This is a genomic window from Collimonas pratensis (assembly GCF_001584185.1).
Classification (GTDB): domain Bacteria; phylum Pseudomonadota; class Gammaproteobacteria; order Burkholderiales; family Burkholderiaceae_D; genus Collimonas; species Collimonas pratensis.
In genome coordinates, this window is the sequence record NZ_CP013234.1 from 4605977 (window position 1) to 4632718 (window position 26742).

Consider the following 26742-nt stretch of genomic DNA (forward strand, 5'->3'; position numbering starts at 1 on the left):
AAAACGGGTTTGGACTGACCCGGGCCTTTTTAATCCAATTTCATATCGTTCCTGATCCAGTCCAGCACCGATGTGTGCTGCGGCTGCCACCCCAGTTCCCGGAGCGCCTTGGCCGCCGACACCCGGCTGTTCGAGCCGAACGAATACACCGCGTGGCCAAAACCCCAGGCATCGATGGCGTCCTGCACCGGCCAGGATTGCGCCGGCCCCAGAGCCAAACGCTCAGCAATGGCGCCGACGATCTCGGCATACGAGGCCTGGCCGTTCTCGACAAAATAGAAAGAACCGGCGGGCGCCGTTTTCAATGCCAGCAGGTACAACTCCGCCACATCTTCGATATGCACATTGGACCAGGCGTTGAGGCCCTTGCCGACATAGCGCGCGATGCCGCTGCTGCGCGCCTGCGCCACCAGCGGTGGAATCTGCACACTGTCGCGCTTCAGGCCGAGGCCGTTACCGTAGATCATGGTGTTGCACAGGATGACGGAACGCACATCGCGTTGCGCGGCGTCGCGTATCAGCTTGTCGAGCGCAGCGCGCGCGGCCTTCTCCGGCGCCGGCGTGAACGGCGTGTCTTCGTCGAATATCTGTTCCGATAACCAGTCGCCGCGGGCGTCGTCGCCGATCACGCTGGAACCGCTGGTATGGATGAATACCTTGCCGGAACCGGCCAGCGCATCCAGCAAGGTCTGTACCGCAAACAGATTATCCGAACTGGCGGCATTGATCACCGCATCCGCCTGCTTCGCCTCACGGCTGAGGATCTCGCCGTCGGCCAGCGTTCCCAGCACCGGCTCCACGCCCAGCGCCTTCACGCGTTCGGCTTGCTCCTGCGTCCGCACCAGCCCGCGCACCTGATAGCCCTCCTGCATGAAACGGGCGGCGACTGAACCGCCGATGAATCCGCTTGCGCCAGTGATAAATACCTGCATGTTCTTTCCTTGTCTGATTGATTTCTGAATGATGTCTGGACGATGCCTGGGCGGCCGTCGATACAGACACTATGCACGTATTGTTTATTGAGAAAAATGGGTATATCGACAAATGATATTTGACTTAGAATCAACAACGTTTGACGCTTACCGATGGTCGCACTTGCGGAGATGCAGCTTATTTGCAGCTAGTTGCAGCTTCGCATTGTTGCGAAAACAGCATAAAATCAAAAAATACACATCCACCTTCAGGGAGGCGCATGAGCGCTGCACCATCACAACACGCCGACCTGAATCCGACGCCCGCGCCTAAGCGCGTGATCAGCGCCGACCTGGTGGCCGGCCTTTCGATCGCCGGACTGCTGCTGCCCGAAGCCGTGGCTTATTCCAGCATCGCCAACCTGCCGCCGCAGACCGGCGTCATCGCGCTGTTCGCCGGCCTCCTGTGCTATGGTCTGTTCGGCAGCAGCCGCTTTGCGATCGTCTCAGCGACTTCGTCCTCCGCGGCGGTGCTGGCGGCAGCCACCGCCTCCATGGCGAATGGCGACATCGGCCTGCGCATGACGCTGGCGATCGGCCTGGTGATGATCACCGGCCTGTTCTTCCTGCTGGCGGGGCTGGCGCGCATGGGCAGCGTCACCGATTTCATCGCCAAGCCGGTCTTGCGCGGCTTTGCCTTCGGCCTGGCCATCGTCATCATCGTCAAGCAGATCGCCAGCGTGGTCGATATCCATCCCGTGCATAGCGACATGACCCGCTTCATCCCCGAAATGCTGGCCCAGGCCGGCCGCTGGAACTGGATCAGCGTCGCCGTCATGGCGGCGGCGCTGGCCTTGCTGTTCCTGTTCGCACGGCTGCGGCGGGTGCCGGGCGCGCTGCTGGTGATCGTCATCGGCGTCGCCGCCGGCCAGTGGCTCAATCTGCAGCAATACGGCGTCGGCCTGGTCGGCAGCATCCATCTGCAGCTGGCGCTGCCGACGCTGCCCATGTTGTCGCGCGCCGACTGGTTGCGCCTGGGCGAGCTGGGCTTTGCCATGGGCATGATCTTGTATGCCGAGTCGTATGGCTCGATACGCAGCTTCGCCATCAAGCACGGCGACACCACGGCGCCCAACCGCGATCTGCTGGCGCTGGGCGCTTCCAACCTGTTGTCCGGCCTGTTCCACGGCATGCCGGTCGGCGCCGGTTATTCCGCTACTTCCGCCAACGAAGCGGCCGGCGCTACTTCGCGCCTGTCCGGCTGGGTGGCGGCGCTGGTGATGCTGGCCATCGTGCTGACCTTGCTGCCGGGGATCGCCCTGACGCCGGAGCCGGTGCTGGCGGCAATCGTGATCCATGCCGTCAGCCACACGCTCAATCCGATGGCGTTCCGCCCGTACTTCCAGTGGCGCCGCGATCGCCTGGTGGTGGTTGCCTCGGTCATCGCAGTGCTGTTGCTCGGCGTGCTGGACGGCTTGCTAGTCTCGATCGTGATCAGCATCTTCATGATGCTGCGGCAGTTTTCGCAATCCACCATTTCCATCCTCGGCCAGCTCGGCGACAGCCATGACTTCGTCAACATGCGCACCCATCCGGCTGCGCAGCCGGTGGCCGGCATCATCATCTTGCGTCCCAACGAGCCGCTGTTCTTTGCCAACGCCGAACGCATCCTGAGCCAGGCGCGCCGTTCCATCGCTGCCGCCAAGGATCTGCACACCGTCATCCTCAGCCTGGAAGAATCGCCGGACCTCGACAGCACCAGCCTGGAAGGCTTGCACGATTTCTTCACCTTCGTCGAGGCCAGCGGCTTGCAGCTGCTGCTGGCGCGCCTGAAAGATCCGGTCTACGACATTATGAAGAACGCCGTGACGCCAGCCTTTCCGGCTGCCTGCCTGAGCGCGCTGAGCGTGGCCGAAGCAGTGCACGTGGCCTTGACGCCGCAGCAGGATACCAAGCAAGCCACCGATATCATCCAGGGAGAATAATCATGCATGCACGCTGGAAAATAATGACAGCCGCGCTATGCGCGGCATTTGCGGCCGTTGCCGCAAGCGCCGACGCCGCCGAAATCGCCTTTGCTTCTCGCAGCGATTTCACCGAAATCAGCCTGAACATCAGGGATACCTATAACGCCAATCCGGATCAGATCGTCCTGGACGTCACCCTCAGCCAGGACGCCCAGCAGCGCATGCTGGCGGCCACAACCGCGGCGCTGGAGCAGGACCTGACCCTGCTGATCGACGGCAAGCCGGTCAGCACCACGCACGTCAAGAATGCGATCGACGCGCCGCAGTTGCAGATTGCCATGTCGAGACAGCTCGCCATCGCGCTTTTGCCAAACCTGCTTGGTGTCAGTAATGACGCCAATTCGGCCGCCAACTCGGCCGCAAACCCGTCCGCCATACCGCCCGCCATGCCATCTGCTGTAGCAGCAACGATGCCGGCGCCAGTCAGCAATCCGGAACCTTTGTTCGCCGCACCGCCAGTCGAGGCACAGCCGCAGCAGGTAGTACCGCCGACAGTCACCGACTCGGCACCTGAAGCCACGGCAGCCATGCCACCGATGCTGCCGCTGCCGGCGGTACCACCTGATCTCGGCGCGGCGCCTGTGGCAGAACCGGCGCCATCCTCGCTGCCGCAGGAAGCAGCCATGGCGCCTGCAGTCGTGGCGGTTGAATCTCCGGCGCCACCACTACCGCTGGTGCCAGCCCTGCCCCAGGTACCGCGCTGGGCAACCGGCGCCTGGCTGCCGACCAGCGCGACGCCGTCGCCCTATGCCGAAATCTATACCGGCGACGCAATAGCCATCTCCGCCCACGGCATCAACGCCCTCACCTGCAACCAGGCCAGGACACATGTACTGGAAAGCAGCCCGCAGCAGGTACGGCTGGAAATCGATCGGGGCAGCGCCTGCGTCATCAACAAGATCGCGGTCGGACAGCTGCGCGTTACCCCTTCGGCAACGCCGGGGAAAGTGGTGATTTCGCTGTACAGCCCCGGCGACGACATGAACGGCGCTCCTGCCATCGAAGGCAGTTATCAGCGCAAGCCGTAACAATGGCGCGGGCTTGCGCCGGAAAACATGGTTCAGGAATTTCCGCTACTATAGCGACTCGCTGGATGCGCCGATGCATTGAAGCATGGATGAAAAACCTGTCAAATGCGCGCGCTGACGGAAACTCGTTGCTGTTTTGCTGGTCGTAGCCGGATGCGGCCGGCAACTGGCGGTTCTGAATCCTGTTTTCGCTATTACACGCTTAGTACATTTACATCCCGATACTTTATGCAACGTTACTCACTCCCGGCCATCGTGCTGCACTGGCTGGTCGCTATCCTCATTGTTGCCGCCTTTACGCTCGGCCTGACCATGGTCGACATTCCCGGTCTGACGCCCACCAAGCTGAAATATTTTTCATGGCATAAATGGCTAGGCGTGACGGTATTCGGCCTGGCCTGCCTGCGTTTGCTATGGCGCAAGGCCAAGGGCGCGCCGCCCTATCCGGCCAGCATGCAGCCCTGGCAGCAAATGGCCGCGCACGGCTTGCACGTGCTCTTGTATGTGCTGATTTTCGCGGTACCGCTGTCCGGCTATTTCTACAGCCTGGCGGCTGGCGTGCCGGTGACTTACCTGGGAATCTGGCCGATGCCGGTGCTGATCGCCGCCAACCCGGATCTCAAGCCGGTCCTGAAACTGGTCCACTACACACTCAACATAATCATGCTGGGCGCCGTCTCGCTGCACGTTCTGGCAGCGCTCAAGCACCACTTCATCGACCGCGACGGCGTGCTGAAACGCATGCTGCCTTAGTCCTTCATTCATTTAATCCAAAGGAAGCTTCATGACCTTGCACAAATTCACCCTCGCGACTGCCGCCGGCCTGCTGGCCCTCGGCGCCAGCAGCTCATCCATGGCGGCGCCGCTGAAAGCCGACCTGGCGAAAAGCAGCGTCACCATCGTCTTCAAGCAGATGAATGTGCCGGTGGAAGCCAAGTTCAAGAAATTCAGCCCCGCCATCGATTTCGATGCTGCGCAGCCAGCTGCGGCCAAAGCCAGCGTCGACATCGACATCGCCAGCTTCGACCTCGGCGATCCTGAATACAACAAGGAAGTGCTGAAGAAAGAATGGTTCAATGCGGCGCAATTCGCCAAGGCCAGTTTTGTCGCCAGTGCGATCAAGGCCAGCGCCGGCGCGCCGGCAGGCAGCAAATACGATGTCAGCGGCAAGCTGACCATCAAGGGCAAGACCACCGATGTCAGCTTCCCCCTGAGCGTCAAGAAAGACGGCGGCGCCCAGGTTTTCGACGGCGTCTTGCCGATCAAGCGGCTCACCTACAATATCGGTGAAGGCGAATGGAAAGACACCAGCATGGTGGCGGACGAAATCACCATCAAGTTTCATCTTGTAGCGAATTAATCAGAAACATCATTCCACTGAAAGGATCACCCTCAATGAAACTCAAGCTCATCATCGCTTCCCTGCTGGCCGCCAGCGCCGCCAGCGCATTTGCCGCTGCCGAAACTTACACCATTGACCCTAACCATACCTATCCGAGCTTCACCGCCGACCACATGGGCATTTCATTCTGGCGCGGCAAATTTGAAAAGACCACTGGTTCGGTCACCCTGGACCGCGCTGCCAAGACCGGCGCCATCGATATCCATATCGATCCCAGCACTATCGATTTCGGTCACGCCAAGATGAACGAGCATGCCTCCGGCCCGGACATGTTCGACGTCAAGAAATTTCCTGACGTCACCTACAAGAGCACGTCGATCCAGTTCGACGGCGACAAGCCGGTGGCAGTCGACGGCGAGCTGACCCTGCACGGCGTCACCAAGCCAGTCAAGCTGACCATCAATTCCTTCAAGTGCATCATGCACCCGATGCTGAAGCGCGAAGTGTGCGGCGCCGACGCCACCGCGGAATTCAACCGCAGCGACTTCGGCATCAGCTACGGCGTGCCGAAATTCGCACCGGAAGTGAAGCTGGCGATCCAGGTCGAAGCAGTCAAGGCCAACTGATTCCAGCACTGACAGCGAAGCCGGACAGCATTGCGCTGGCCGGCTTTTTTTTGCCGCACGAATGTCCACTTCAGTTCATCTGCCTGTAACACAAGCACGATAAAATCAACGCTCCGCCCCCTCCCGCCGAGCACGCCATGCCGAACGACGCCACCGCCTATAAACGCCGTACTTTCCTACGCAAGGTCGGCGCCGGCGCCGGTGTTCTGCTGAGCGGCGCGCCGCTGCACAGCGTGATCGCGCAGAGCGCTGGACAAAACGCGGCGCCAGCCCTGGTCACGTCTGAGCGCTTGCGGCCGCAAATGACTAGCGGCGTGATGAGCGGCGACATCAGCCGCGACAAGGCGATCATCTGGAGCCGCGCCGACCGCCCCTCGCGCATGGTGGTGGAATATGCCAGCAACGAAAATTTCCACAACGCTCAAACGATCAACGGTCCGATCGCACTCTCCAGCAGCGATTTCTCGGCACGGGTCGATCTCGGCGGCCTGCCCAGCGGGCAAACCATTTTTTATCGGGTGCGCTTCCAGGATATTCAGAATCCGGCCATTTACAGCGCGCCGCAAAGCGGCAGCCTGCTGATCCCCGGCGGTGGAGAGCGCGACATCACTTTCGCTTTTTCCGGCGATGAAGCCGGCCAGGGCTGGGGCATCAACGAAGCCTGGGGCGGCTACCGCATCTACGAAACCATGCGCCGCTTGAAACCGGATTTCTTTATCCATTCCGGCGACCAGATCTACGCCGACGGCGTCCTCGAAAAGGAAGTCAGGCTGGACGACGGCACGCTCTGGCAAAACCTGGTGACGCCAGCCAAGTCCAAGGTGGCGGAAACGCTGGACGACTATCGCGGCAACTTCGCCTACAACCTGCTAGACCTGAACAAGCGCCGCTTTGCCGCCGAAGTGCCGTTCCTGGTGCAATGGGACGATCACGAAGTGCGCAACAACTGGTATCCGGGCCAGACCATCGGCGCCGCTGAAAAACGCTACCAGCAGCGCGATCTGTCGACCCTGGCGGCCAACGCCAAGCGCGCCATGTTTGAATACAATCCGTTCCGCATCGATCCCAGCGATCCGGAACGGGTTTACCGCATGTTCAACTACGGCCCGCTGCTGGAAATCTTCATGCTCGATGAGCGCAGCTATCGCGGCCCCAACTCGCAGAACCGCCAGAGCGCGCTGACGCAGGACGCCGCCTTTCTCGGCGCCGCCCAGCTGCGCTGGATCAAGCAAGCCTTGCTGCGCTCACGTTCAACCTGGAAAGTCATTGCCAGCGACATGCCGATCTCGATCGTGGTGCCGGATCTCAACCCGGATGTGCCGCAGGGTACCTTCGAAGCCTGGGCCAACGGCGATAACGGCAAGCCGCGCGGACGCGAGCTGGAAGTAGCCAGCCTGCTCAAATTCATCAAGCAGCACGATATCAAGAACGTAGTGTGGGTCACGGCCGACGTGCATTACGCCTCCGCCACTTACTATGCGCCGGACAAGGCGCAATTCACCGACTTCAAGCCGTTCTGGGAATTTGTCGGCGGGCCGCTGCACGCCGGCACTTTCGGTCCGGGTGAAATCGACCGTACCTTCGGACCCGATGTGCGCTACGTCAGCATCCCCAGCGACATGAAGCAGAACCGCCCGCCCAGCGAGCTGCTGCAATTTTTCGGCGTCGGCAAGATCGACGCCAGGAGCAAGGTCATGACAGTCTCCCTGCACGACGTCGATGGCAAGGATTTGTTCAAGGTCGACCTCCACCCCGAGGCTTAGGAATAAGCCAACATTCCTGTCGACAGGCAATGGTGGCCATGTAACGGCTATACCGCGGCGTCTATTGCTGCGCCGCGGGCGACGCGCTAACATACGGCTGCCAGCGCCATCCCGGCGCCGGCCAACCGCGACGCCTTTATCCATGTTCCGCCTGCCCCGTCCATTGCGCCAGCTTGCCATCTGCCTGGCCATGTTTGCAGCCTTGCTGCCAAGCGTGGTGCAGCTGCTGCCGGCCGCCCATGGCCAGCCGCTCGGGCTGGGCGAACTGTGCAGCGTCGCCGGCCATCTGCAGGCGCCGGCTTCCGGCAATCACGACGCCCCCGACCAGGACCACCAGGGCCATTGCCTGCTGTGCTTCCTGCACGCTGCCGATCTCGGCCTGCCGCCCGGCGTCAGCCAGTGGCAGCTACCGGCCAGCGAGGGCATCGATCTTCCCCAGGCAGTATCCACGCTGCATGCCAGCATCGTCCGCCTGCATCCGCAGTCGCGCGGGCCGCCCGCTCTTTCCTGATCTTGTTCACCGCAGCCCGCTTTCGCTACGCGAAAGTGCGCCTTTACGCCTGACCACCTGAATCAGAAAGACTTTCACCATGGCTACGCCATTCTCTCGCCGCGCCCGCTCTGGCTTGCTGCCGCTGGCGGTGCTGTCTTTGAGCACCCTGTCTTTGAGCCTCCTTTTCCCGCAAACCGCGTTGGCCTGCGCCGGCTGCGGCTGCACCCTCAGTTCCGACTGGGACAACCTCGGCATCAGCAGTTCATCCGGACTGAAAATGGATCTGCGCTACGATTACCTGGACCAGAACCAGCTGCGCAGCGGCAGCGGCAAGATCTCGCCCGCCGCCGCCAGCCAGATCTCCCACAACGGCGATCCGCAGGAAGTGGAAAGATACACCCGCAACAACTACCTGACGCTAGGCCTGGACTACAGCTTCAATCCAGACTGGGGCATCAATCTGCAGCTGCCCTACATCATGCGCAGCCATAGCACCCTGGGCACCGCATCGGACGGCGTCACCCCCGGCGACGGCGGCGGCCAGTATGATTCCCGCACCTCCAGCATCGGCGACATCAAGCTGATCGGCCGCTACCAGGGCTTCACGCCTGAGCATAATTTCGGCATCCTGTTCGGCGTGAAGCTGCCCACCGGCAGCCATACCGATACCGCGCTGTCGAGCGATCCGACGGCGCCGGGACAGGTCGCCATCGATCGCGGCCTGCAACCGGGCAGCGGCACCACCGATGCCATCCTCGGCATCTACTATATGGATACGCTGAGCCAGAACCTGGATTACTTCGCCCAGGGCATCGTGCAGAAGGCACTCAATTCCAGCGACCAGTACCGTCCGGGCGACGGCGCCAACCTGAACCTGGGCCTGCGCTACGTCGGCAACAGCAGCTTCACGCCGCAGATCCAGCTCAACGTACGGCGCGTGCTGCACGACGTCGGCGCCAATGCCGACACCATCAGTACCGGCGGCACCCTGGTCTACCTGAGCCCCGGCATCAACGTGCCGATCTCGCAACAGGTCTCGCTCTACGGCTTCGTACAGTTGCCGGTTTATCAAAAGGTCAACGGCGTGCAGCTGGCGCCGCGCTATACGGCCACTATTGGCGCCCGCTACGCGTTCTAGCGTCATGCGGCCGGCAGTACGCTGCCGGCCGCGCCCCTGCTGATTCATGATTTTTTAATAATCAAAACGCCTGCGAACGTAAAAATCTCACAATTGTTTTCATTTGTATCGAAGTTTATGTCAGCCATATCCAAGATGACCGCGTTGATTACCTACCTCGGTCATATTGCCAGGTGCGGCGCACAACAAGTTGCACGGTCGTGCTGCAAGTAGACAGATTGACACCTAAGGTGTCGAGATCAGCAACACACATGAGCACTATTTACTCCATGGAGAAGAAAATGAAAGCATTGTTTATTTCAGCAGCAGTTGCAGCAGCCTTACTGACTTCCGCCGCCAGTTTCGCGCAAGCACCGGCAGCAGCGCCAGCCGGCAGCACCGGCCTGTGCAAGGACGGCAGTTACTCTTCCAACGCCACCAAGAAAGGCGCTTGCGCCGGCCATAAAGGCGTAAAAGAATGGTACTCCGCTGCCGCCGCAGCACCGGCAGCCGCCGCAGCCGCACCTGCCGCTGCTCCAGCAGCCGCCCCGGCCGCGGCGCCTGCCGCTATGGCCAAGCCAGCCGCCGCTGCGCCCGCAGCAATGGCGCCGGCAAAACCGGCAGCTGCAGCAACCGCTCCTGCAGCCGGCGCTAATCCAGGCGACGTCTGGGTCAATACCTCGAGCAAGGTATACCACTGCGCAGGCAGCAAATACTATGGCAAAACCAAGGCTGGCTCTTACATGACAGAAGCCGCCGCCAAGGCGGCAGGCAACCACGCCGACCACGGCAAGGCTTGCAGCTAACAGCTGAGGCGACAGGGCCAGGCAGATTGCCTGGCCCTGTTTGCATGTGCGGCCGTTTTCCTGGCAATGCCGCAGCCGCTAAAGCAATTTTCCGGTTTATCTATCTTTTACAATTGGACGACTTTATTTGATGATGTTTACGCTACTCTTGCCGGGTAGTCTAAACATGGTCAACTTTGAAAGGAAATCTCATGGGCATCATCGCTTGGTTGATAGTTGGCGCGATTGCAGGATGGCTGGCAGGTGTTTTGGTCAAGGGCGGCGGCTTCGGCGTGCTGGTTGATATCATCGTCGGTATCGTCGGCGCCTTCATCGGCGGCTGGCTGGCAGGAGTACTTGGCATTCAGGTGGGCGGCGGCTGGATCGCCTCTATCGTGACCGCCACCGTGGGCGCAGTGATCCTGCTGTTCATTCTGCGGCTGATCAAGCGCGCCTGAGTTTCAGCAAGCAAGTTGCATAAAAAACCCGCCTCGGCGGGTTTTTTTGTTCCCGCACAAGATGTTCCTGTCTATTTGAAGTCATACGCCATCTGCGCCTTCAGCGACATGCCCGCGGCGCTACGTTCACAGCGGCCGATATATTCGAGGAAGCAAGGCGCCGGCGCCAGCCCTTCGCCCAGAGTCCGCCGTTCATCAAATACATAATTGAGCTTGGAGAAACGTCCGTACAGCATCAGCGCCTTGTGCAGCATGCGCGTGTTGATCGGTTCGTTACGGCCGCTCAAGGTGGCACTGCCTTGCACCGCGTGGCGCAGGCCAAACGCCAGCGCCATCTGCCGCAGCGCTGCTTCCGACACGCGCTCGTAAGGCTGCCCTCGCGCCGCCACATTCATGCCGTGGAAAGCCTGCAGCAACTGCTCCACCATGACGCTGCCGCTGCGCCCGGCGGAGATGTGATACGTGGAAAATCTGAGCGTTGCCTTCAAGGTCAGGGCGACAATCGTACGCGCGCAATAATCGACCGGCACGATATCCAGATAGGCGCTTGGCGGGCAAACGAAGCGATTCAGCTGCGCCACCACTTTCAAAATCCAGAAGATGCTGGCCGATGGCCTGCAGCCAAGCGACGAATGGCCGACGATGATCGACGGCCGCACCGTCACCAGCGGCAGCTCCGGGAACAGCTCACGCAATTGATTTTCGGCTTGCGCCTTGGAGGCGGTATACGGCACCAGATGCGCGCGCTCGACTGGCAAGCGCAAGCTTTCGGTGACCACCGGACCGCGCGCCACGCCGCACGCCATGGCCATGCCGACATACACGAAGCGCTGCAAGCCCGGCAGCCGGGAACATCGCTCGGCCAGGCGCATGGTGGCGTCGACATTGATTTCCCAAATGTCCGACCGCTCGCCAAACGAAGTCACGGCCGCGCAATGAATCACATGGCTGACCTGCTCCAGCCGCGCATCGCTAAACGCCTGCGCATCCCTCAGGTCAGCCAGGATGACCTGGCTTTCCGCGATGTGCAGCGGCATGTCGGCCGGGGTGAAGCGAGCGATCGATGCAAGCACCCGGCGTGCCCCTTCGGCCGGGGATGGTGCACGAACCAGAAATAGCATGTCCTTGAAGCTGTCGCCGCCGGCGAGTTCGGCGGCAATCGCACCGCCGACGAAACCGGTGACGCCGGTAAGGAAAATCCGCGGCGGCGCTGCCGGCAAGCGCTGCTGCTCGGCTTGCAGTTTGTCGCGCAGCCATTTCGATCTTGGAAACAGATTAAATACCATGTCGGCGCACCAGTCTCGGTTCGGTCAAAATGAATAGTTGACGGTCGTGAATCCGCTGTAGTTGGTCTTGTCCAGCACCAGCGGGCTGTCGGCGGCTTTTTGCATATAATGCGTGGCGCCCAGCATGGTGGATACCGACCAGGTGCGGTTGAAAATGTGGGTCCATACCAGCGAGGCATTCACCGCATTCAGACCGGATTCGGCCGTGTACTGGGCATAGCCCGAATTGCGGCTCTGGACGGCATTGACGCCAAAGAAAGTCTGGTTGTACTTGGCGTCGCCGAACATGGCGGCAGCGCTGACGCTGACATTGTCCTTGGCCAGTGTCAGCACGGTGCTGCTGATCTGGGCCCGGTAGCTGAGGCCGCGTTCGCGGTTGCTGAGCGGCTCCGAAATGGCCAGCGAGAGCGTACCGATGCGCCCCAGCTTGATGCCGGCCTCAATGTTGGCCAGCACCGAGCCCTTGATCTCGCCCATGCCTCTCAGTTTTGCCGAACCGGGCTGCAGGCCATCGTTGGAGTCCTTGCGGCCGGCGCCATAGCCGATGGCCGCCTTGGCGAAAAACATGTCGTTGATATCGTAGCGGTAGCCGGCACCCTCTAAGGTGTCGACAAAGAAGCCCGATGGCGTCACGATTTTCAGCACCGGTACCGGCACCACGTGGTATTCGTCGCTGCCGGCATAGCGCGCCATGGCGCCTGCGCCCAGCCCGATCGTGACCTGGCTGTCCTGCAGCCACGACTTGGACGGCGCCGGCGCCTGCTGCGCCAGCGCCGTACGCGAGGCCAGGGCGCCATACAGGGCGACGACGAGAATTGACTTGAACTGGTGTTTCATTGTTTCTCCGGAGGTTAAGTAATGCCGATAGCGCAAAATCGTGATGCAAATCCGCAGTGCATTGACAGGCCACATTCTCGGCACGCCGCGGCCGTATGTCTGTGAGGCATTAGTGGGAAATATGTACGGATCCGTAGCATTTATGTGTTTGTTTGTAATCGGGTCAGTTGCAGCCAAAAGCAGGCGCTATGATGAAAAAAAGGAAAAAATGGCATGAAGAAGGTTTTATTGATCGAAGACGATGCGCGGCTTGCCGAATTGATATCGGAATACCTGTGCCGTTACGATTTTGAAGTCGCCCTGGTGTTGCGCGGCGACCTGGCGCTGGACGCCATTGCCCGCGAACAGCCGGATGTAGTCGTGCTGGACCTGATGCTGCCCGGCATGGACGGCATGGATATTTGCCGCGCCATCCGCAAGACCTCGGCGCTGCCGGTGCTGATGCTGACCGCCCGCGCCGACATTTTCGACCAGGTGGCCGGCCTCGAGATCGGCGCTGACGACTATATGCTCAAGCCAGTCGAGCCGCGCCTGCTGCTGGCGCGCCTGCGCGTGATCCTGCGCTGGATGGACTTGCGCGACCAGCCGGCGCGCGGCACCCTGCTGCAGTTCGGCGAACTGGAAATCGACCTGTCGGCGCGCCAGGTGTGCTGGAAGGGCGAAGAAGTCGATCTGAAAACCGCCGACTACAATCTGTTCGTGATCCTGGTGCAAGCTGCCGGCAAGGTCCTGAGCCGCGACGAGCTGCTCAAGCGCTGGCGCGGCATCGGCTTCGACGGCCTCGACCGCACCGTCGACGTCAGCATTTCACGCTTGCGCAAATGCTTCGACGACGACGCCAACGAACCGCGCAAGATCAAGACCGTGTGGGGACGCGGCTATCTGTTCAGCCCCATCGCCTGGGACGAATAATGCTAAGAATCCTGATACGCCTGTACCTGATCGTCGCCATCCTGTCGATCCTGTCAATAATCTTCGTGCAAAGAGGCTTCCCCTATCTGTTCACAACGCAATTCACGGCCCAGATGCATCGCGAATATGCCGGCGAGGCGATGCTGCTGCGCCGCTACCTGGGTCCGATCCAGGACGACGCCCAGCAAGCCAGGCTGAACGACATGAATCGTATCAGCCAGCAACGTTACAGCCGCATGTCCAAAGAGCAGGTGCAGGCGCTGTCGGCGACGGCCCGCAGCGAGTTGGCGCAGCACGGCTTGGCATGGAATCCCGGCGGCGACGTTAACCATCCTGAGGTCTATATGACGCTGGATGACGGCAGCATCCTGACAGTCCATCCGCGCATTTCTTCCGGCTGGATTGAAGTGGTTGCCTATGCGATCATTTTCAGCGTCATGCTGGGAGCCATGCTGTTGTGGCTGACACCGCACTGGCGCGACCTAGAAAAACTACGCATTGCCGCCGCCCGCTTCGGCGACGGTGCACTGGACGCGCGCGCCAAGCTGTCCGAAAACTCTTCCATCAAGCAGCTGTGCGCTTACTTCAACAACATGGCCGACCGCATCGGCGCGCTGATCACGGCGCAAAGAGACATGGTCAACGCCGCCTCGCACGAGCTGCGCACGCCGCTGGCGCGCCTGGAGTTCGCCCTGGTCAACCTGATGGACACCACCGACGACAGCAAGACGCATCAGCGCATCAAGGCCATGCGCAAGGATGTCGAAGAACTGGATATCCTGGTCGGTGAACTGCTGACGCTGAGCATGCTGGAACAGGCCACGCGGCCGGAAAGCCGGGAAAGAATCTGGCTGGAGGACTTCCTGCGCGCCGCCGCCGGCGTCTCCGCCGAAGAACTCAGCCTGCGCCGCTGCACCATCGTCTGGCAGATTGCGCCCGCCGTGCAAGAAGTCGTGATCGAACCGCACAGCCTGGGACGCGCTTTTTCCAACCTGCTGCAAAATGCCCTGCGCTATACCCACAGCACCATCCGGGTCCGCGCCGAAGCCAGCGCCGCTTCCTGGAAACTGATCGTGGAAGACGACGGCGTCGGCATTCCTGACAACGACCGCGAACGGATTTTCGAACCGTTCTACCGTCTCGACCGCAGTCGCGACCGCGCCACCGGCGGCTACGGGCTGGGCTTGGCGATCGTCAAGAAAATCGCCGAACGGCTTGGCGGCGGCGTACGCGTCACGGGTTCGGAACTGGGTGGCGCAATGTTCGTGCTGCACTTCCCTTTACGCGGCGAACATGGCGCGCCACATCTATCACCTTTGCTTATTCCAGATAAGGCAAACTGACAGAGATAAGCACACGCAACCGCCCGAAACCCAGTATTCACGCGCTAAACAAGGGGAAGCAGCCGGCGCGCGCCGGTGCGGATTTTTTTACTTTTTATGTTCATACTATTTTCCTAGCGAATCACCGTAGTGCGCGCTAGAATCCCAAGACAAAATTTGGGAGGATTTGACCTGTGATGTGCACTACCCGTCGTTTCACACTAGCCGCTCTCGCCCTCAGCATCTCGTCATTCAACGCCGCAGCGGCGACCCCGAATGACACTGCACCGCTGGGAAAACTGCCACGCTGGGCGCTGCCCCTGGCATATCAACTCGATTTCCGCGTCGATCCGCGCCAGTCCGAATACTCCGGCAGCGCCACCATCGATATCGAACTCAAGCAAGCGGCCGATCACCTGTGGCTGCATGGCCAGGATCTGAGCGTAATCAAAGTCACGCTGACCGGCAGCAAAAACCAGGTCCATGCCGCGCAATACAAGGTCGCCGCGCAAAAGGAAGGCGTCGCCACCGTGGAGTTTGGCCAGACGCTGCCAGCCGGCCGCTATCGCATGGTGCTTGAGTACAGCGCACCATTCAATCAGCAGCTGGAAGGCGTGTACAAGGTCAGCAGCCAGGGCGCGCCGTATGTGATCACGCAGATGGAAGCGATCAGCGCGCGCTACGCCTTCCCCGGCTTCGACGAGCCTTCTTTCAAAACCCCGTTCACGCTCAGCCTGACTGTCCCGGAAAACCAGGTCGCGGTGGCCAACACGCGCCAAGTCGCGGAACAGAAACTGGAGCAGGGCTGGCGCAAGCTCAGCTTCGCTGCCACCAAGCCGCTGCCGACCTATCTGGTAGCGTTTGCCGTCGGACCATGGGATGTGGTCGACGGTCCGCAAATTCCGGCGACCCAATGGCGCGCCCAGACGACCCCGCTGCGTGGTATTGCACCACATGGCGAAGGCGAGCGCATCAAGCCGGCGCTGGCGCAAACCCCCGCCATCATCACCGCGCTGGAAGACTATTTCGGCTTCGGCTATCCCTTCGATAAAGTCGACCTGCTGGCGGCGCCAGACTTTGCCGCCGGCGCCATGGAAAATCCCGGCCTGGTCACTTTCCGCGACTACCTGATGCTGCTGGACGCCAATTCGCCAGCCAACAATGTACGCGGCTCGTTCAACGTCACCGCCCATGAGTTGGCGCATCAATGGTTCGGCGATACCGTCACCATGCCTTGGTGGGACGACATCTGGCTCAACGAAGCGTTCGCCACCTGGATGCAAGCCAAGATCACACAACAACTGCATCCGGAATACCGCGCCGACCTGGAACTGATCAACGGCGCCAACTACGCCATGCAAAGCGACAGCCTGGTCAGCGTGCGCAAGATCCGCCAGCCGATTACCGGCAACGGCGATATCGAAACCGCCTTCGACGGCATCACCTATCAAAAAGGTGCGGCCGTACTGAACATGTTTGAACGCTACCTCGGCGCGGACACCTTCCGCCAGGGCGTGCGCAGCTATATCAAACAACATCAGTTTGCCAATGCCACCGCAGATGACCTGGTAAGCGCGCTGGCCAAGGCTTCCGGCAAAGACCAGCGCTTCAGCAAAGCCATGCAGAGCTTCCTCGACCAGGCCGGCGTGCCGCTGGTCGAAACCACGCTCAGCATGGAAAACGGCAAGGCCGTGCTGCATCTGAAACAACAGCGCTACCTGCCGCTCGGCTCTGCCGGCGACGCCAAGCGGCTGTGGGGCATCCCTGTCTGCGTACGCTACAGCGTTGCCGGCGGCGACGCCAAGACCCAATGCGAACTGCTGGATCAGGCGCAGGGCAAGATGGTACTGCCCGGCGCCACCGCCAGCAGCTGGTACATGCCGAATGCAGACGCCGCCGGCTATTATCGTTTCGATATGGCGCGCGCCGACCTGGCGCGCCTGACCGGCAGCCTGACGCAGCTGCCGGACACTGAGCAGCTGGCTTACGCCGACGCCATCAACGCCGGCTTCGGCCGTGGCGACCTGGATGCGGCAGCCGTGCTGGCGGCGGCGCCGCAGCTGGCGCAGTCCGCCACGCGCGAAGTGGCGACGGCCCTGATCCCAACCCTCAAGTGGCTGGAAAAACATGAAGTCCGCAGCGATGCCCAGCGTGAGCGCCTGACCGCACTGGCCCGCAAGATGTATCTGCCGCGCCTGCAGCAGCTCGGCTACCAGCGCCGCGCCGGCGAAAGCCAGGACGATGCGCTGCTGCGCGCCGCGCTGGCCCAGTTCCTGGCGCTCGACATCAAGTTGCCGGAAGTGCGCAAGGCGCTGCTGGCGCAAGGCGATAAGGCGCTGGAGAAAAACGCCGACGGCAAGCTCGACCTGGCGGCGGCCAATCCTGACCTGCTGCGCACAGCGCTTTCGGTCGCTACCCAGGAACAGGGAACGCCGGCCGTCGACGTCTTGATCAAGGCACTCAGCAACACCAGCGAACCGGCCCAGCGCATGGCGATCCTGAGCGGCCTCGGCGCTGCCACCGCGTCGGCCAATGCCCAGCGTGCACGTAACCTGGCGCTGGATCCGCTGGTCAAGGTCGGCGAGATGAGCACCTTGCTGCGCGCCAGCCGGGAAGACGGCGAAGGCCGCGAAGCGCTGTGGAAGTGGTTTACACTCAACCATGAGCAACTGATCAAGCGCAGCGGTGAAACTTCCGGCGGCCGCTTGCCGGACCTGGTGGCCGGCGACAGCTGTTCGCAAAGCGAGGCCGACCGCATGAACAGCTTCTTCCAGCCGCTGCTGAAGCAGTTGCCGGGCGCCGAGCGCGGCCTCGCGCAAACCCGCGAAAAGACCCTGCTGTGTACGGCCTTGCGCGAAAAACAAGATCCGGCGGCGCTGCTGCATTAAAAACCGGACAAGCAATAGACAAGGATTTGCAATAGTTTTTAGAATGCCTTACCAGGCTGTTTTTTCCGATGACTTCTCATAAGGATTACTTACTCGTGAAACGCTCTCTCATCTGTGCAGCTGTGCTGACACTGGTTGCAGGCTATACCAGCTCCACCGCCAGTTTTGCCCAAACACCCCGTACCGTAGCGGCCGCCAGCGTGGCCAGCTCGGCCAAGCTGGCCAGCGGCATCGACATGGCGAACGCCGACCTGGCGGTGCGCCCGCAGGACGACTTCTACAGCTACGTCAATGGCAGCTGGCTGAAGAAAACCGAAATCCCGACAGACAAGTCGTCGTGGGGCGCCTTCTATGAACTGCGCGAGAACTCGCTGACCCAGCTGCACACCATCGTCGACGCCGTCAGCGCGGAAAAAGACCTGCAGCCAGGCTCCAACAAGCAAAAGATCGCCGACCTGTACGCCAGCTACATGGATGAGCCGGCGCTGGAAAAACTCGGCATCAAGCCACTCGAAGGCGAATTCGCCAAAATCGACGCCCTCAAGGACAAGAAACAGATCCCGGGCCTGATCGCCCATTTGAACGCCATCGGCGTCAGTGCGCCTTACGACCTCGGCATCCATCAGGACGCCAAGGATTCGAGCAAGGTCATCGCCGACCTCGGCCAGAGCGGCCTCGGCTTGCCTGACCGCGACTACTACCTGAAAGCCGACGACGCCAAGCTGAAAGACACGCTGGCCAAGTACCACGCCCATATCGAAGCCATGCTGACCATGTCCGGCGACAAGGCTGCCAAGAAAAACGCCGCCAGCATCGTGGCCCTGGAAACCGCGCTCGCCAAGATCCAATGGACCAAGGTCGAGCTGCGCGATCCGGTCAAGGCCTACAACCGGGTTGAACTGGATCAGCTACACACGCTGGCGCCGCACTTCGAGTGGGATGGCTACTTGGCCGGCGCCGGCCTGAAAGACAAGGTCAGCTACCTGGTGATCAGCCAGCCGACCTACATCAAGGGCCTCGACAAGATCCTGCAAGACACCCCGCTGCCAGTCTGGAAAGCGTATTTCAAATGGCATGTGCTGAGCGGCTACGCCTCCCAGCTGTCGAAACAATATGTTGACCAGAACTTCGCGTTCAAGGGCACCGTGCTGCGCGGCGTACCGCAAAACGAACCACGCTGGAAACGCGGCATCAATGTGGTCGAAGCCGGCGTTGGCGAAGGCCTGGGCCAGCTGTATGTGGAGCAGTTCTTCCCGCCGGAGAACAAGGCCCGCATGGAAAAACTGGTGCGCAACCTGATCGCTGCCTACAACCAGAGCATCGACGGCCTCGACTGGATGGGTCCGGACACCAAGAAGCAAGCGCAAAAGAAACTGTCGACCCTGATGCTGAAGATCGGCTATCCGGACAAATGGCGCGACTACTCAGCCCTGACTATCAAGCGTGACGACCTGGTCGGCAACACCATGCGTGCCAGCGAATTCGAATTCAAGCGCAATATCGACAAGCTCGGCAAGCCGGTCGACCGCGCCGAATGGGGCATGACGCCGCAGACCGTGAACGCCTACTACAACCCGGAACTCAACGAAATCGTGTTCCCGGCGGCGATCCTGCAACCGCCATTCTTCAACGCCAATGCGGATGACGCGGTCAACTACGGCGGCATCGGCGCCGTCATCGGCCACGAAATCAGCCACGGTTTCGACGACCAGGGCAGCCAGTACGATGAAATCGGCAACCTGCGCGACTGGTGGACCAAGGAAGACCACGAGAAATTTGCGGTCAAGACCAAGGCCCTGGTGGAGCAATACAATGCCTACAGCCCGGTCCCTGGCTACAAGGTCAACGGTGAACTGACCCTGGGCGAGAACATCGCCGACAACTCCGGCCTGGCGATCGCCTACAAGGCTTACCACCTGTCGCTGGACGGCAAGACGCCGCCGGTCATCGACGGCCTCACCGGTGACCAGCGCCTGTATCTGGGCTGGGGTCAGGTATGGCGCGGCAAGGTGCGCGATGCGCAAGCCATCGTCTACGTCAAGACCGACCCGCACTCGCCGCCACGCTTCCGCGGCAACGGCACACTAGGCAACCAGCCTGGCTTCTACAGCGCGTTTGACGTCAAGCCGGGCGACAAGATGTATCTGCCGCCTGAGCAACGCGTCATCATGTGGTAAGCACTGCCTAGTCTTCGCCGCTGGCAAAAGGCCACCGACAATGTCGGTGGCCTTTTTTTCGCCAAATCGCAGACAGGCAATTTGCCGGTTCAGACCAGATAGTTGCGCCGGATGCGTTCGACATCGACATCCAGCACCTGCCGCAGGTAATGCGCCATGCCGCCGTACCGTTCATCGATGACCGTCAGCGCCGCCTCCAGGTAGGCGGCCTCCACGTTCAGCAAGGGGCGCATGATTTCCGGCGCCAGGTCGGCCTTGAACAGCTGCGCCAGCACCTTGGCGCTGGCGCCGGCATTGTGCCGGTTCGACTCCAGATAATCGGCGACGATGGTGGCGTGCTCGACGTCCAGCGCCGACAGCAGCAGCGCGCTGGCGAAGCCGGTGCGGTCCTTGCCGGCAGTGCAATGGTAGAGCATGGTCTTGCCCTGCTCGGCCAGCCGCAAGAAGCGGCCGAACTGGGCTTGATAGTTGACTGGAAAGGCACGATAGAAATCGAGCATGAATTGCCGGCTATGCTCGGCGCTGCCATTCCGCAGCAGCGGCAGCAGCGTCTCTTGCGACAAGTTGCCCACCATGACCGGATCGGCGATCCACGCGAACGCGGCGGCAAACGGCGCTTCGGCAACCTGTTTTTCCGCCTCGCTGCGGAAGTCGAGCACCAGATCCAGCTGGTAGCTCTTGAGCTTTGCGATATCCGCCACCGACGCCAGGCCAGGATTGGCGCCGCGCAGCAATCTGCGCGCCTGGATGCGGCGGCCGTCGGCAGCCTGGTAAGCGCCGAGGTCGCGGGTATTCTGGATGACGTCGAAGCCGATCGCCTCGTGCATTGAAACATACTGCATTTTTATTCCTTATCGCGTTTTGCGGCAGGCGCACGCTTCCGCCCATGGTGCAGATAGACTGCCACCGCCAGCTTGAATTCCAGCACCGGCAATTTTCTTTCTTATGCCTTGGCCTCGCCAGGCAGAGGATATGCGCCGGATATTCCTGCATGAAGGTTACCATCAGATCAACGATGCAATGAACGGCATCGGCGCTGAAGAACACCGTTTCAGCTGTGAGCACATGTTCGTCCGCATGCGGCATGTACGCAGCACCGAAGCCACCCGTGCTCACCTTAAGTAGTATTACGTAGCTGATAAAACGCTAACTGCCGTTAAATTCAGCTCTTCTTTTGTTTTCTTCTAGCAATAAACCTATAATAGGCGACGATGCGCAACGGCGGCAGCGAATCAGGCTGCTGTTGCGCGTCGCTTGATCAACATCAGAAAGTGCTATCTATGTTTTCCCGACTTCATCTTTTGTCTTTCCTGTTGCCGCTTGTCATCGGCATCTGCAGCCCGCTTTCCAGCTTTGCCGAATCCGGCGTCACCGACCAGAAAATCCTGCTGGGACAGTCGGCAGCGTTTTCCGGTCCTGCCGCGCAGCTGGGCATCCAGATGAATGCCGGCGCCAAAGCCTACTTCGATTCGGTGAACGAGCAAGGCGGGGTGTTTGGACGGCGCATTGAAATCATCAAGGCAGACGACAAATACGAAGCCGACCTGGCCGCCGCCAACACCAAGCGCCTGATTGAGAAAGACGATGTGTTCGCCTTGTTCGGTTATGTCGGCACGCCGACCAGCAATGCGGCGCTGCCGATTTTCACCCAGGCCGGAGTACCGTTCTTTGCTCCGGTGACCGGCGCGCAATCGCTGCGCGAACCACTGAACCGTGAGGTCTTCAATATCCGCGCCAGCTATTTCGATGAGACCGAGCACCTGGTGGAAAAGCTGGCCAATGTCGGCATCAAGAGTATCGCTGTGTTTTACCAGAACGACGCCTATGGCCGCGCCGGACTGGAAGGCGTGCAGCGCGCCTTGAAAAAAATGAACCTGGAGCTGGTGGAGGCCGCCACCGTCGAGCGCAACAGCACCGACGTCGCGCCGGCGGTCGCCAAGATCCTGCCGAAACGTCCCGCCGCGGTGATCCAGATCAGTGCCTATGCTTCGTGCGCGGCCTACATCAAGGAAATGCGCAAGGCTGGCTACAACGGCCAGTTCTATAACGTCTCTTTCGTCGGCAGCCAGGCCCTGGCTGACTCCCTGGGCAAGGATGGCGAAGGCGTGGTGATTTCTCAGGTGGTGCCGTTCCCTTGGAGTTCCTCCAGCCCGGTGGTCGGCGAGTATGCCAAGCTGATGGACAAGGCCGGCTTCAAGGACGTCAACTTTTCCAGCCTGGAAGGCTTCATCGCCGCCAAGGTATTCGTCGAAGGCTTGAAGCGGGCGGGCAAGGACCTGACGCGCGCGAAACTGGTGAAGGCGCTGGAAAGCATCAACAACAAGAACTACAACGGCGGCGGCTTCGACATCAATTTCAGCGCCAGCAATCACAGCGGCTCGAAATTCGTCGACATGACCATGATCACCAAAGACAAGAAGTTCCTGAACTGACACGCCGCGATCGTAGGGTGGGCAAGGTTTCTTGCCCACGCGGAACGTAGACCAATCGAAGGATGCATTCAGCGTGGGCAGAAAACCTGCCCACCCTACGACTCCGGCGGCAATCGACAAAAATCCGGCAGCCACCAGATTTTTTTTGCTTCAGACCGGCGTCAATACCGGCTGTCCGGAAAAATGGCGCTGGCTGTTTTCCAGGAACAGGCGCACGGTTTCCGCCACCGATTCTGGCGACCAGCCGGCCACATGCGGCGTCAGCACGGCATTCGGCAAATCCAGCAATGCCGCCGGCGGCAACGGTTCGCTTTCATAGACGTCGAGACCGGCGCCGCCGAGCCGGCCCTCGCGCAACGCTTGCGCCAGCGCAGCGGTGTCGATCACGCTGCCGCGCGCGATATTGACGATGAAGCCCTGCGGCCCCAAGGCATCCAGCACTGCCGTGCTCACCATATGGCGGGTGCCGGCGCCGCCCGGGGTGGCGATCACCAGGAAATCCGCCCATTCGGCCAGGGCCAGCAGCGTAGCAAAATAAGTGAACGGCAGATCATCGCGCTGCGCACGATTGTGATAGCCGATAGCCATGTCGAAACCGGCAGCGCGGCGCGCGATCTGCTTGCCGATGGTACCCAGCCCGACGATCCCCAGGCGCTTGCCGGAGACGCTGGGCGGCAAAGGCAGCGCATCGCGCCAGATGCCCTGGTGCAGCGCCACGCCCAGTTGCGGAATGCCGCGCACCGTTGCCAGCAGCAGGCCCATGGCGTGGTCGGCAACGCAAGCGTCGTTGGTGCCGGCGCCGTTGGCGACCGTGATGCCGCGTTCGCGTGCAGCGGCCAGATCGATGTTTTCAAAACCGGCGCCGAGCGCGCAAATCAATTCGAGCTGAGGCAAGGCTGCGATATCCTGCGCCGACAGGCCGATCGAACCGATGGTTAGCACCGCCCGTATCTGCTGCGCATGGCCGGCGATGGCCTCGCTGCGCTGGGCGGCCGTGGGCGCATACACAATCTGCCAGACTTGCTTGATGCGCTGCAGGCTTTGTTCAGACAAAGGATTGAGAATCAGGAGAGTGGAAAGCATGGGATGCCGTGCAAGAAGTGGTTGAAACGTGCCGCGCCGAAAGCGCAATGCTCGTAATGATAGCGGTGAAACCCGGACCATGCTTGCGTGGACTCGGTAATGGCTATTCCCGTCTTATGCACAGACGGCGATGGTCATTTTTATTGTTACCTTTTAATTGCCGGAAATTCCATGGCGCCGCAGCTGCTTTAACTTCCGCACAGCAAGAACACGCAACTTCCCCGGATCAGCTGCTGCCGGTGTCCCGCGTATTTCCCATACGTATTAAATTTCTAACAATAAGTAACAGTTAAATTTCCATCCCTATTATAAGATTTACATTAATCGACATTATCATCTATAGTGAACAGATATTTCCTTATGGAAATATATTTGTAAAAACAACTCAGCATCGATGTGATGCTTGTCACTGCCCAAAGCCGTCGTCGCGGGCAGTCGACTTCCCTGCGGTTCGGGGCCCATGCCGGATAGGCGCGCGCAACAAGAACACCATGGCCCTGGCGAAACCGATTTCGCCAGGCCGGCTTTTTCACTCGCACAACCGAGTATATAAAGTGAAAGTTCTGTCTATCTTTGGCACCCGCCCGGAGGCCGTGAAAATGGCGCCGGTGGTGCGCGCGCTTGCCTGCGAAGCGGACATCGAGTCGCTGGTGTGCGTCACCGGCCAGCACCGGCTGATGTTGCAGCAGGTGCTGGACCTGTTCGACATCAAAGTCGATTACAGCCTCGACGTCATGCAGCCAGACCAGACCCTGAACGGCCTGAGCGCACGCCTGCTCGGCTTGCTCGATCCAGTGCTCGAGGCTGCCCGGCCGGACCGCATCCTGGTGCACGGCGACACCACCACCGCCATGATCGCCGCCCTCGCCGCTTTCCATCGGCGCATCCCGGTGGCCCATGTGGAAGCAGGCTTGCGTACCGGCGACCTGAGCCAGCCCTGGCCCGAAGAAATGAACCGGCGCTATGTCGATGTGGTGAGCGACCTGCTGTTGGCGCCCACCGCCATGGCCAAGAGCAACCTGGAGGCGGAATACCTCGCCGGCCGCGTGGTTGTCACCGGCAACACGGTCATCGATGCGCTGCGGCTGACCGTCGAATCGATCGCCTTCGACCACAAGCTGCGCGATCGCCTGGACGCCCATTTCCCTTACCTGCGCGCCGATAAAAAGCTGTTGCTGGTAACCGGCCACCGGCGCGAAAATTTCGGCCCGGGTTTCGCCGAAATCTGCGACGCGCTGGCGACACTGTCGCGCCGTCCGGACATCCAGATTGTCTATCCGGTGCACCTCAATCCGAACGTCCAGGGCCCGGTGCAGGCCGCGCTGGCGCAACTGCCGAATATCCATCTGATCGAACCGCTGGACTATCTGCTGTTTGTGCGGCTGATGCAGCGTGCGCACGTGATCCTGACCGATTCCGGCGGCGTCCAGGAAGAGGCGCCGTCGCTGGGCAAGCCGGTGCTGGTGATGCGCAACGTTACGGAACGGCCGGAAGCGGTGGCCGCCGGCACCGTGCAGCTGGTCGGCACCGATTCGGCACGCATCATCGCCGCGGTAACCCAGCTGTACGAGGATGACGCCGTCTGGCAGTGCACGACGCAACGCCTCAATCCCTATGGCGACGGCCACGCCGCGGAGCGCATCGCCAGCGTGCTGTGCGGCAGGGAAATCGATGAGTTTGGCATGGTAAAAATTGAACCATTGGAAAAAGCACGCCTGGTCGCGAAGATCTTTCAAAAAATCTAGGCGGTTTGCATCAAAAAAGGGAGGGGAATATGGACGACAGGCCCGCTATTCCAGGCAAGGCAGCGGCATGCCGGCGGCCGCCGGCGGCCTTCACGCGCCTGCCCTCTTTCCTTCTCATCGCCGGCTTGCTGGCGATCGCCGGCAAGGCGCACGCATCGTCCATGGCATTCAATATCCGCACAGCAGGCCTGGACCTGATGACCGCCATCCTGGCCGCCATCATATGCCTGCTGGTGATCTATACCGTGCGCCACTACCTGTTCACCCTGAACCGCCTGTTCGGACGCCAGCGCCAGCCCTATCTCGACATCGAACAGGCAACCTGGCCGGCAGTCGTGGTGTGCGTCGCCGCCCACAATGAAGAACGGGTCATCGCGGATGCTCTGAACGCCCTGCTGGAAGTCGACTATCCGCGCGACAAGCTGATCATCATGCCGGTCAACGACCGCTCGACCGACGGCACCCACGCCATTATCGACCGCATCGCCGCCGCCCATCCCGGCCGCTTCACCCTGTTCCACCGCGACAGCGGACGGCCCGGCAAGGCAGCGGCATTGCGCGACGCCACCGCCAGGATCGCGGCCGAGATCATCATCGTCTTCGACGCCGACTATCTGCCCGCGCGCGGCCTGATCAAACAGCTGGTGGCGCCGTTTTTCGATCCCGAAGTAGGCGCCATCATGGGCCGCGTAGTACCTCTCAATGCCGGCGCCAACCTGCTCACCCGCTTGCTCGACCTGGAACGGGCCGGCGGCTACCAGGTTGACCAGGCGGCGCGCATGAACCTGGGGCTGGTGCCGCAGTACGGCGGCACGGTGGGCGGCGTGAGGCGTTGCGCGCTGGAAGAAATCGGCGGCTGGAACAGCGACATGCTGGCGGAAGACACCGATGTCACTTTCCGCCTGCTGCAGCACGGCTGGAAGACGGTGTACCAGAACCGCTCGGAATGCTACGAAGAAGTACCCGAGGTGTGGCCGGTGCGGATCCGCCAGATCAGCAGATGGTCGCGCGGACACAACCAGGTCATGGGCCGCAACCTGATGCAGCTGCTGAAGAATCCGCGCATCAGCCTGCGCGAAAGGGCCGACGGCGTGCTGCTGCTGTGCGTATTCATCATGCCGCCCTTGCTGGTGATCGGCTGGAGCATCACCGTCATCCAGTTTTTCATGACCTCGCACCAGTGGCTGTTCGGCTGGCTGGTCTTGAGCGGCATGGTGGCATATGGCGCTTTTGGCACCAATGCGGCTTTTTTCGAAATGGCGGCCGCCACTTACCTGGACGGCAACCGCAACCGCATCCGCTTGCTGCCGCTGAATATCTTCGGCTTCCTGGTCAGCCTGGTGGCGATTTCCTGCGCCGCCTTCAGCCAGTGCATGGATGCGCTGCGCAAGCGCGAGCTGGTGTGGCACAAAACCGAACGCTTCAGGCTGACGCCGGCAGCACCTGCCCCGGAACTGCCGCTGCCGAGCGACAGTGGGCTGCCAGGCCTGGCGGCCGAGGTGTCCTGAGC

At 61.0% G+C, this 26742-nt stretch carries 23 protein-coding genes; 18 read left to right on the forward strand and 5 right to left on the reverse strand.

Annotation, left to right across the window (positions count from 1 at the left end):
- Positions 1 to 29 precede the first annotated feature (29 nt).
- Positions 30 to 932, reverse strand: coding sequence for an NAD-dependent epimerase/dehydratase family protein (locus tag CPter91_RS20520; RefSeq protein WP_061943472.1), 903 nt, complete (start codon positions 930 to 932; stop codon positions 30 to 32).
- 260 nt (positions 933 to 1192) lie between these two features.
- On the opposite strand from CPter91_RS20520, the gene CPter91_RS20525 reads away from it, so the two are divergent.
- The 10 genes from CPter91_RS20525 (at position 1193) to CPter91_RS20570 (ending at position 10550) form a co-directional block, all read left to right on the forward strand.
- Positions 1193 to 2896 carry a SulP family inorganic anion transporter gene (locus CPter91_RS20525; RefSeq protein WP_061943474.1) on the forward strand — a complete coding sequence of 568 codons (1704 nt, stop codon included), beginning with the start codon at positions 1193 to 1195 and terminating at the stop codon, positions 2894 to 2896.
- A gap of 23 nt (positions 2897 to 2919) precedes the next feature.
- The gene (locus tag CPter91_RS20530) at positions 2920 to 3966 is read left to right on the forward strand and encodes a hypothetical protein (RefSeq protein ID WP_150119767.1); all 1047 of its coding nucleotides are present in this window, start codon (positions 2920 to 2922) and stop codon (positions 3964 to 3966) included.
- A gap of 228 nt (positions 3967 to 4194) precedes the next feature.
- Complete coding sequence (locus CPter91_RS20535) at positions 4195 to 4719, forward strand: cytochrome b (RefSeq protein WP_061943480.1); 525 nt, start codon at positions 4195 to 4197, stop codon at positions 4717 to 4719.
- 31 nt (positions 4720 to 4750) lie between these two features.
- Positions 4751 to 5326, forward strand: coding sequence for a YceI family protein (locus CPter91_RS20540; RefSeq protein ID WP_061943482.1), 576 nt, complete (start codon positions 4751 to 4753; stop codon positions 5324 to 5326).
- Between the two features lie 35 nt (positions 5327 to 5361).
- Complete coding sequence (locus CPter91_RS20545; RefSeq protein ID WP_061943485.1) at positions 5362 to 5934, forward strand: YceI family protein; 573 nt, start codon at positions 5362 to 5364, stop codon at positions 5932 to 5934.
- Between the two features lie 137 nt (positions 5935 to 6071).
- On the forward strand, positions 6072 to 7697 hold the full coding sequence (locus tag CPter91_RS20550; protein WP_061943488.1) for an alkaline phosphatase D family protein: 1626 nt from the start codon (positions 6072 to 6074) through the stop codon (positions 7695 to 7697).
- 142 nt (positions 7698 to 7839) lie between these two features.
- A complete protein-coding gene (locus CPter91_RS20555; RefSeq protein WP_061943491.1) occupies positions 7840 to 8208 on the forward strand; it encodes a DUF2946 family protein in 369 nt (122 codons plus the stop codon).
- 79 nt (positions 8209 to 8287) lie between these two features.
- Entirely contained in the window at positions 8288 to 9328 is a 1041-nt protein-coding gene (locus tag CPter91_RS20560) for a TonB-dependent receptor (RefSeq protein ID WP_061943495.1), read from the forward strand.
- A 281-nt stretch (positions 9329 to 9609) separates the two neighbouring features.
- Entirely contained in the window at positions 9610 to 10113 is a 504-nt protein-coding gene (locus CPter91_RS20565) for a DUF3761 domain-containing protein (protein ID WP_061943498.1), read from the forward strand.
- 191 nt (positions 10114 to 10304) lie between these two features.
- On the forward strand, positions 10305 to 10550 hold the full coding sequence (locus CPter91_RS20570; RefSeq protein WP_061943502.1) for a GlsB/YeaQ/YmgE family stress response membrane protein: 246 nt from the start codon (positions 10305 to 10307) through the stop codon (positions 10548 to 10550).
- 71 nt (positions 10551 to 10621) lie between these two features.
- Here the strand turns inward: CPter91_RS20570 and CPter91_RS20575 are convergent, their stop codons facing one another.
- Both CPter91_RS20575 and CPter91_RS20580 read right to left on the reverse strand, forming a co-directional pair.
- A complete protein-coding gene (locus CPter91_RS20575; RefSeq protein ID WP_061943505.1) occupies positions 10622 to 11836 on the reverse strand; it encodes an SDR family oxidoreductase in 1215 nt (404 codons plus the stop codon).
- Positions 11837 to 11860: 24 nt separating this feature from the next.
- The gene (locus CPter91_RS20580) at positions 11861 to 12673 is read right to left on the reverse strand and encodes a MipA/OmpV family protein (protein WP_061943509.1); all 813 of its coding nucleotides are present in this window, start codon (positions 12671 to 12673) and stop codon (positions 11861 to 11863) included.
- A gap of 213 nt (positions 12674 to 12886) precedes the next feature.
- Here CPter91_RS20580 and CPter91_RS20585 point away from each other — a divergent pair, with 213 nt between their 5' ends.
- The 4 genes from CPter91_RS20585 (at position 12887) to CPter91_RS20600 (ending at position 19972) form a co-directional block, all read left to right on the forward strand.
- Entirely contained in the window at positions 12887 to 13585 is a 699-nt protein-coding gene (locus CPter91_RS20585; protein ID WP_061943512.1) for a response regulator, read from the forward strand.
- Positions 13585 to 14928, forward strand: coding sequence for an ATP-binding protein (locus tag CPter91_RS20590; RefSeq protein ID WP_061943515.1), 1344 nt, complete (start codon positions 13585 to 13587; stop codon positions 14926 to 14928). Before CPter91_RS20585 ends, CPter91_RS20590 begins: the two co-directional genes overlap by 1 nt.
- A gap of 176 nt (positions 14929 to 15104) precedes the next feature.
- The gene (locus CPter91_RS20595) at positions 15105 to 17795 is read left to right on the forward strand and encodes a M1 family metallopeptidase (protein WP_061943518.1); all 2691 of its coding nucleotides are present in this window, start codon (positions 15105 to 15107) and stop codon (positions 17793 to 17795) included.
- Positions 17796 to 17890: 95 nt separating this feature from the next.
- Complete coding sequence (locus tag CPter91_RS20600) at positions 17891 to 19972, forward strand: M13 family metallopeptidase (RefSeq protein ID WP_061943521.1); 2082 nt, start codon at positions 17891 to 17893, stop codon at positions 19970 to 19972.
- 89 nt (positions 19973 to 20061) lie between these two features.
- Here CPter91_RS20600 and CPter91_RS20605 read toward each other — a convergent pair whose 3' ends face one another.
- Positions 20062 to 20814, reverse strand: coding sequence for a tyrosine-protein phosphatase (locus tag CPter91_RS20605; protein ID WP_061943523.1), 753 nt, complete (start codon positions 20812 to 20814; stop codon positions 20062 to 20064).
- Positions 20815 to 20944: 130 nt separating this feature from the next.
- Between CPter91_RS20605 and CPter91_RS27030 the strand changes: the two genes are divergently transcribed.
- Positions 20945 to 21097, forward strand: coding sequence for a hypothetical protein (locus tag CPter91_RS27030; protein WP_167595200.1), 153 nt, complete (start codon positions 20945 to 20947; stop codon positions 21095 to 21097).
- Positions 21098 to 21252: 155 nt separating this feature from the next.
- Complete coding sequence (locus CPter91_RS20610) at positions 21253 to 22404, forward strand: ABC transporter substrate-binding protein (protein WP_061946472.1); 1152 nt, start codon at positions 21253 to 21255, stop codon at positions 22402 to 22404.
- Between the two features lie 150 nt (positions 22405 to 22554).
- Here the strand turns inward: CPter91_RS20610 and CPter91_RS20615 are convergent, their stop codons facing one another.
- Positions 22555 to 23487 (reverse strand): 2-hydroxyacid dehydrogenase, encoded by a 933-nt coding sequence (locus CPter91_RS20615; protein WP_061943525.1) that lies wholly within the window; start codon positions 23485 to 23487, stop codon positions 22555 to 22557.
- A 554-nt stretch (positions 23488 to 24041) separates the two neighbouring features.
- Here CPter91_RS20615 and wecB point away from each other — a divergent pair.
- Together wecB and CPter91_RS20625 are read left to right on the forward strand one after the other, a co-directional pair.
- Entirely contained in the window at positions 24042 to 25232 is a 1191-nt protein-coding gene (gene wecB, locus CPter91_RS20620) for a non-hydrolyzing UDP-N-acetylglucosamine 2-epimerase (protein WP_257722457.1), read from the forward strand.
- 161 nt (positions 25233 to 25393) lie between these two features.
- Positions 25394 to 26740 (forward strand): glycosyltransferase family 2 protein, encoded by a 1347-nt coding sequence (locus CPter91_RS20625; protein WP_082793519.1) that lies wholly within the window; start codon positions 25394 to 25396, stop codon positions 26738 to 26740.
- Positions 26741 to 26742 lie beyond the last annotated feature (2 nt).